5 protein-coding genes are annotated in these 7,407 nt (G+C 57.5%); 2 read left to right on the forward strand and 3 right to left on the reverse strand.

Translation table 11 applies throughout. The features are described from left to right. The first annotated feature begins 342 nt into the window (after positions 1-342). A complete protein-coding gene (locus VGG64_04485) occupies positions 343-1,905 on the forward strand; it encodes an ATP-binding protein (GenBank protein ID HEY1598834.1) in 1,563 nt (520 codons plus the stop codon). After that, a complete protein-coding gene (locus tag VGG64_04490; GenBank protein ID HEY1598835.1) occupies positions 1,862-2,524 on the forward strand; it encodes a response regulator in 663 nt (220 codons plus the stop codon). The genes VGG64_04485 and VGG64_04490 overlap by 44 nt, the downstream gene beginning before the upstream one ends. A 521-nt stretch (positions 2,525-3,045) precedes the next feature. Here VGG64_04490 and VGG64_04495 read toward each other — a convergent pair. From VGG64_04495 to VGG64_04505, 3 genes are all read right to left on the reverse strand, one after another. Continuing rightward, the gene (locus tag VGG64_04495; GenBank protein ID HEY1598836.1) at positions 3,046-4,038 is read right to left on the reverse strand and encodes a hypothetical protein; all 993 of its coding nucleotides are present in this window, start codon (positions 4,036-4,038) and stop codon (positions 3,046-3,048) included. Between the two features lie 749 nt (positions 4,039-4,787). Then, positions 4,788-6,857, reverse strand: coding sequence for an efflux RND transporter periplasmic adaptor subunit (locus tag VGG64_04500; GenBank protein ID HEY1598837.1), 2,070 nt, complete (start codon positions 6,855-6,857; stop codon positions 4,788-4,790). A gap of 3 nt (positions 6,858-6,860) precedes the next feature. After that, on the reverse strand, positions 6,861-7,244 hold the full coding sequence (locus tag VGG64_04505) for a BlaI/MecI/CopY family transcriptional regulator (GenBank protein ID HEY1598838.1): 384 nt from the start codon (positions 7,242-7,244) through the stop codon (positions 6,861-6,863). Positions 7,245-7,407 lie beyond the last annotated feature (163 nt).

Consider the following 7,407-nt stretch of genomic DNA (forward strand, 5'->3'; position numbering starts at 1 on the left):
CGCCGGATGTCGCTCGATCAGTCAGGCGTCGTCAAATGCAAGGGCCGCGCCGCGACACCGCTTGGCTGTTGGCTTTTCGGACATCCGAAGAAGATTGCCATAGCCACGATTGGTTCCCAGCGATTGACCGCCCAACATGCGGGCACCAACGCCTATCCGCTAGGCAAACCGGGCCCCGTCGAAATTCGGTATTCCCTAGTCCCGGGCGCCCGAACTTGCACAGCACTAAGGGTTTGAGATGTACACGCGATTTAACCGCCAAGTGGAACGCGATTTCCTTAGAGGTTTACGATTACCCGGCGAGTTACCGGGTTGATCCCCGGTTGCTTCTTCGCCAATTCCATGCAAGTCGGTATCTCACCATCGAACGTCGACCAGCCCGCCCTGGTCCGAGACGATTTCATCAGACGATTGAGCGCCCGTTACCTCATGGTGCTCATGGCGGTCGTGGCTCTGGTGGTGACCAATCAGGCGCTCATTCAGCCGCTGCTGGTGCGGATGAATGACTATGCGCCGGTTATTAATGTCGCTGGCCGCCAGCGCATGCTCAGCCAAAAGCTGGCCAAGGCCTCGCTGGCCTTGAAGGCGGCGCTGGACGACTCATCGCGCGCCGCTCGCCGCGCCGAGTTGCGAGAGGCATTGAGCGAATGGTCATCGGCACACCAGGCTCTGCAGCATGGCGACGCCGAGCGCGGGATCGTACGTCTTTCCTCAACGGCTATCGACGGCACCTGGTCGCAATTGCAACCTCACTTCGAAGCAATGCGGGAAGCAGCCGAATTCCTAGGACGTGACCCGATGGAGGCGGCGCAAGACGTGTCAACGGCGCTCGCCGTGATTGCCGCGCATGATCCGATGTTCCTGAGCACGATGGACCGTTTGGTCTCGCTCATGGAAACGCAATCTGCCGCCGAACTGCATAGGCTGCGCTTGCTGGCTTTGGCCATTGCCGGCACAATCGTTGCTTTGGTGAGCGCCTTGGGATGGTTCGTCATCCATCCGGCAACTCGCGCCATTCGTGGTCAGGTGGACCAATTAGAGACGCTAGTCGCCCACCGCACGCGCGAGCTTAATGAAATGCTGGCGGCCTTGCGCTCTGAAGTTGAAGAGCGTCAAGTCATGGAGTCACGCAATCGGACTCTGGCCGCGCAATTGGCGCATGCGGATCGTGTCGAGTCTGTGGGGCATCTGGCCGCCGGTCTCGCTCATGAGCTTAATCAGCCATTTGCCACGATCGTCAACTACACGGAAGCGTGTAGCCTGGCCCTCGGTCAGCCACTGGATGACCGGGGTCAGCGACATTTGCAGAATCTTATCGAGCGCGTGCGTCTTGCCTCGCTTCGAGCCGGCGGAATCGTTCGACGGATTCGCAACTTCGTGCGACCGGTGGCGACTGCCGACGTAATGCCCGTCGAGCTGGTTGCGCTCGTTCACGAAGTCGTTGCGCTGTGCCGTCCAGAGGCCAGCAGGGCCGGGACAAGCATACTGTTCCAACCGCCAACCGGCGGAGAGATCATCGTTGAAGTCGATCCGATCCAAATCCAACAGGTGCTGGTCAACCTTATTCAGAACGCATTCCATGCTTTGGAGGTCGTTTCCGCCCAGGACCGCCGGATTGTGCTGCAGATTAAAGTGCAGCCGGAATCTGCACAAATCGACGTCGTCGACAATGGACAGGGACTTGGCGACGCCGATCCCGATTCGTTGTTCGCGCCCTTTCACACAACCAAGACCGATGGCTTAGGCATCGGTTTGTCCATCTGCCGCTCGATCATCGAGCAGCATCATGGGACCATCTGGGCGCAATCGTTATCACCGCAAGGTGCCCATTTCTCATTCGTATTACCACGACTGCAGAGCCATGCCGCTGAGTACGACCGACAAGCAGACAGTGTTTGTCGTTGACGACGACGAGCAGATGCGCGATTCGCTCCGCGTGTTGCTGGAAATGCTGGGCTTCCACGTTAACGCATTCGGTACGCCGGCAAGTTTCCTACGCTTTTATCGGTCGGAAATGCGAGGCTGTCTATTACTCGACATCCGCATGCCGCGGCAGTCGGGTCTCGAACTCTACGAGCAACTGCTCGGTGAGGGAAAGCGGATTCCAGTGATCTTTATCACGGCGCATGCAGACGTTTCGACTGCGGTAGCCGCGATGAAAACGGGCGCGATCGAGTTCTTGGAAAAACCCTTTGAACGCGCAACGTTGCTCGAGCGCGTGGAAAAGGCTTTGGCGCTTGACGCCGAGTGGCGACAGAGCGATGCGGAGTTTACCTCACTCGCCGAGCGCATCGCTCGCCTCAACCCGCGCGACCGTGACACGCTCAGGCTTATTGAAGCCGGCTTGACAAACAAGGCAATGGCAGGTCGCCTGCAACTAACGGAACGCGCGGTCGAAATGCGCCGATCGGCGATCATGCGCAAGCTGCGAGTTCGCACCATGGCGGAACTGATCGAACTCACGGCCACACATCGCGTACTGGCCGACTTGCGTCGAGCAACTGCGGACCGCGTGGATCGCTGAAAGGCCTTGTTTCCCAACGCCGCACTTATCATCATCTCACGCGTTGGCCGCACTCTTGCGACGCCAATCAAATCGCGCAGCGCCAAAGCAGCACTTCATTGCGTCGCCCAGCGCCGCCTCCAGCCAAATGCTGCTAACTCTACATGCGATGAGGGCGGCTACGGGCGTCGACCTGTTTTCGAGCAGTACCGATTCGGTCGCTATACTCGTCCGACTAGCCTTCCGGATCTAAAGATGACGAATCTGGTCGCGCCGCATGGAGTCGCCTGGCACAGTCTTGTTGCGGCTGAGATTCGGCACTTACAGGTACGCTGTTCCGCTTTCTTCTATTAAAAGCTCCCTCACTGATCCCTACGCCGGAGCGCGCATCCAAGGCGTTACGCGACGGCGGAAGGCATCACACCCACTTTGCAAGACCGCGGCGCAGCATCGAGGAAACGACAACTATGCAGTACGTGACTTGGCCAACTCGTTGATCGCTTAAGGAACTCCAAGACTAAAAGGAAGCGTCCGTCAAGAAGCTATGCACGCCGAGAGTGGTATAGAGTAGCGTTCGCGACAAGAGTCGCTGGAGCTTTGTGGTTGGCCTGCCAGGGGCGCCACATGGCCGCGCTATTCGCCAGCAAAACCGACGACGTGCGCTTGCGTGCTTGAGTTACAAGGAAAACACCGAAAGCAATGCCGCTAATGAACAACGTTTCTGAAGCCGGTTCGGGAACTGGTGTTGTCACAATGTTTCCAGTCAGCGAGATCTGAATGCCGATCGGCAGTCCGAGAAACAAATCCGTGGCGTCGACGGTTAGCGACCCCGCGACCGCCATCGAGAGTTGACCATTGAGGTACGTGCCTGACAGATCAACACTTCCGTTGGTTGGCGGAATAAAACTCGAGGCGTTGTAAAGACCACTGAGCGGGTTGATGGCTGAAAGGGCTATGTCGCCCGCGGTTAATCCTGCGACTCCGAGTGGATCGCTAAATGCTCCACCAGGTCCAAGCGGCAAGGCGTCGGACGACACAAAATTAAACAAGGCGTTATTGATCCGCGCTGGGATGAACGTGTCCGGAGCCGGGCCAGCGCCAAGCGTTGTTACCAGATAGCCACCGAGCTGGCCGGCAATTGGCGCGGCGGTGAATGAACTGCCGCTCGGAGAGCCTGGCTGCCACAGCCCAGAGTCGAGCAAGCCAACATTCGATCCGCCGTCGATTGAAAACGCGCCTGGCGTTATGTCGATCGTTCCTGTCGCTTGCGCGGAAAGCCCGTTGCTGAAGCCAGGAAAGCGCATTCCGTTGCCGCTAGACAGCGTACCCTGTGGAACATCTCCCTGGCCGACGAATGTGCCAAGCACCGTGCCGTCGTCCAGTCCGACGAGCGAGAATTGAAAATTGAGCATGCTCAGATTGCTGTCAATCGTCAGCGTATCTGCTGCAGATACGCTTTGCGATCCAAGCAGAATTGCAGCCAACATCGCGCCGCCAGTGAGCGTGCGACAATGGCGAGCCATGCGAATGTTCATCAGCTTTTCCTTGTAAGAGCGGTAGGAGAAAGATTTGCGTGGCGCGCACACTCTAACAGTGCGTACGAGCGCCGCATGAAGTAGAGGAATATGCGACCGGCCGTTGGACGGTTGACCGAGGCCCGGAATTCAACCGATTGAAGATGGCGCGTACTTTTTGGAGAACGCGAGCCAAGGGCCGACTGAAGGTAAAACGCGCGTACTGGGGAAGAGCAATCTCGACCGGCCGCGCGAAGATGGGTCGAGGCAACGCACGTGCTCAACTCGCCGCGCAATGAAGCGCCAACGCTCGAACACGCTTGGATTGCCTTCATTAGTCAACTCCAAAAAAGACGCGCGGACCATTGGAAACAACAATGGGACTGGGAGCGTAGAATCGCTCACGCAGGAATATCGCCGGAACGAGATACCGCAATATCATCGCTAACAAGCGACGCGCGGCGTCCGGCATTAAAGAGAGGGCAGTAGCGTGCTCCTCTGAGCAGCTGTGTATTAGCTGACTTTGAACGCAATGCAGGTTCTGGTTACGGCCAGACTACTCGACTCGGACACCGAGTGCAATCAGCTGGCCGTCTCACAAATCAAAACTCTGGATTGCCGTCGGAGCCCAAAGATGCCTGCCCCGGACTACCTTCTTTCGCTCGCTCTGCGGCCGAAATACGGTCCCCTTTCGTAACGTCCTGGCGAATGTGTGCACCACAAGTCTAGATGGTCATTTAGATCATTGAGGTATCAGAAGGGGGCGTTAGCTAGCGTTTCTCGTAATCCACCTTTTTGCCATCCTGGACCAGCTTGACTCCGTCGACCACGATCCTATCGCCTGTGCTAATCCCTGAGCTGACGACAACCTGGTCTTCCGTTTCAGTCTGAATGGTGATCAAGCGCCGACTTGCCACGTCGTCTTTGTCGACCACGAAGACGTAGCGCTTGCCGTCGTCTTCGAACGTCGCCTTTTGAGGGATGGCGATGACGTTCTTGCGCATCGCGCTGATCAATACAGTGCCGGTCTGACCGTGACGCAGCTCGCCATCCGGGTTCGGAAAATCGGCGCGGATGTCGATATTTTTTGTCTGGTTTTTGGAGTAGGTTCCGATCGCACCAATGCGGCCTACCTCTGAGAACTTTTTGCCGTTCGCCTGCGTGAGTTCGATTTTCAGGTCATCTTTGTTCTGCTTCACGTCGGCCATGTACCCCAGATACCGGGCGTCGGGGAGGTTGAAATAGACCCACATCAGACTGGGATCCGTCAAGCTCGTTTGGGTCTCACCGTCCTTGACGAAGCGGCCCTCGGGAGCTTCGAATCGCCCAATCTCGCCGGCAAACGGTGCTTTGACTCGGGCAAATTTCAATGCTTCTTCCGCCAGTTTCACTTTGGCTTCCGCCTGTGACACATTTGCTTGGCTCAGTTGCACCTCGGTTTCAGTGATTACGCTTTTCTCGAACAACTTCTTCTGGGATGCGTATTCCAGTTCCGCGACCTTTAGTTCGGCTTTTTCGGCATCAAGCTTGGCTTGATGCAGCTCGGGCGCGACAGCGAACAGCAAATCTCCATCCTTTACCTTCTGCCCCTCTTTGATCGAAGCCTCGTCCAGAAACCCCTCTGCCAGGGCGCGGATTTGAATGTGACGGTACGCGTGGATCTGGCAGGGATACTCCTGTGTCAAGTTGACATCGCCTGACTCCACGGGCGCGATCGTGATTTTCTGATTGTCCTTGGCGGGCGTTGGTTTTGGCGGTTGTCCCGACTCCTGGGCTCGAATGGGCAGCAACGACGACGATGCCGCGACGATCAGCAACAGCACCCATCCGCCGACCGAAATCCGTGTTCGCACTCTTGAATCGGTGAGCATTTGAATTCTCTTTCGTAGCGCGGATGTTCCGCTGAAGTTTAATAACAACGCCGGGCGCGAAAAGTCGCGACAGTTCATCAGGTCGATCACGCTGAGCAGCGTCTGTGCATAGGACTTGCGTGAGCCGGGGCATCGCTGGAGAGCCATGGCATCACAGCACGCTTCGGCCGCCAGGCCAAGTTCTCGCCTGGCCAACCACGCCACCGGATGCCACCAAAACAAAGTGGTCACAAAGAACCCGAACAGGTTGCTCCAGTGGTCGCAGCGCTTGAGGTGAGCCAGTTCGTGGGCCAGCACAAACTCCAACTGGCCGTCGTCCAGCGACTCGATTAATGGCTGTGAAAGGACGACCACGGATTGCCGCGGTCCCGCCCAAACCAACGGTGCCAGCGGTGCATCCACGATGATCAAATCCGGAATCGTCCGCAGGCGGAATTCTGGTGCGAGTTTGCCGAGAAGCTGCTGGGCGCGATCCGATGGGGATTGATGGCCCGTCAATAAACGCTGTAGCCGCTGAAGTTGGCGGAAGGCGATCAGCCAGATCCCCATCGTTACGGCGAGACTGGCCAGCACGACGGCGATCGTGACGAATCGCCCGAGATTCGTGTTCAATCGGTCGGCGGCGAGCACGACCGGTACTCGAGCGTCCGGCGATGGACTGCGTGGCGGTGAGAGGGCTGTCTGACTCGTCGAGTCAGCGACGATGGCATGCTGTTGCAGTTCGATGGTCGCTGCCGGCTGCGCGGTGGAGTTCGAAAATCGATCGGCAGAGAGGTTCCAGGCATCTGGTATCAAGGGCAGCGGAATGAAAGGCGGCGTCACCATCTTCACGAGGACGAGCAACCACAGCCCATGGCAGATGGCCGGTCGTGTGCAGATCTGCGGAGCGCGCGTCAGGCACCAGACGAGGATGCCGAAGGGAATGCACAGGACGAGATTCCAACCCAGCCGTGTGACCAGTTCGTCCATGGCTCAGTCTCCCATTTTGTCGATCATCATTTCGATCGCCGCGCGGTCTTTGCGACTGAGTTTTGTCTGATCCAGTAGCGACAGCAGCAGCGGAGCAAGCGAGCCGCCAAAATGGCTGTCGGCCAATTTCTTCAAATGCTGACCCACGAACTGTTGTTGCGTGATCGTGGCGAAGAATTGGTGTGCAAATCCGGTTTTGTCGACGCGGACCAATCCCTTCTCCGTCAACCGATCAAGAAAGCTTTTGACTCCACCGTGCAACGAGTGCTCGTGCCGTCCATACACCGCGAGCACAATGTCGCGCACAGGCACCCCGTCAGGATGCTTCCACAGCACCTCGAGCACCGACAATTCTGCGTCGGTGACCTCTTCGTTGATCTTCGTCATTCAATGTGCCTTTTGATATCCGATTGCTCTGTTGAAAACTGATTGGATGGGCTATGTTTGGTCGGTTGTTTTGGTTGTTGGCTGGTCCAGGGAGGGACAGCGATGCGCGAGGCAACGACGCGTCGGATGACGAAGTCGCCCGTTCGTTTGGCGCGCGAGGCAC

The organism is Pirellulales bacterium (assembly GCA_036490175.1).
Classification (GTDB): Bacteria; Planctomycetota; Planctomycetia; order Pirellulales; family JACPPG01; genus JACPPG01.

Bases quoted from the DNA above. Each gene is read 5' to 3' on its own strand.
- VGG64_04500 (HEY1598837.1), bottom strand. From the start codon at position 6,857: ATGGACGAACTGGTCACACGGCTGGGTTGGAATCTCGTCCTGTGCATT.
- VGG64_04485 (HEY1598834.1), top strand. From the start codon at position 343: ATGCAAGTCGGTATCTCACCATCGAACGTCGACCAGCCCGCCCTGGTC.
- VGG64_04495 (HEY1598836.1), bottom strand. From the start codon at position 4,038: ATGAACATTCGCATGGCTCGCCATTGTCGCACGCTCACTGGCGGCGCG.
- VGG64_04490 (HEY1598835.1), top strand. From the start codon at position 1,862: ATGCCGCTGAGTACGACCGACAAGCAGACAGTGTTTGTCGTTGACGAC.
- VGG64_04505 (HEY1598838.1), bottom strand. From the start codon at position 7,244: ATGACGAAGATCAACGAAGAGGTCACCGACGCAGAATTGTCGGTGCTC.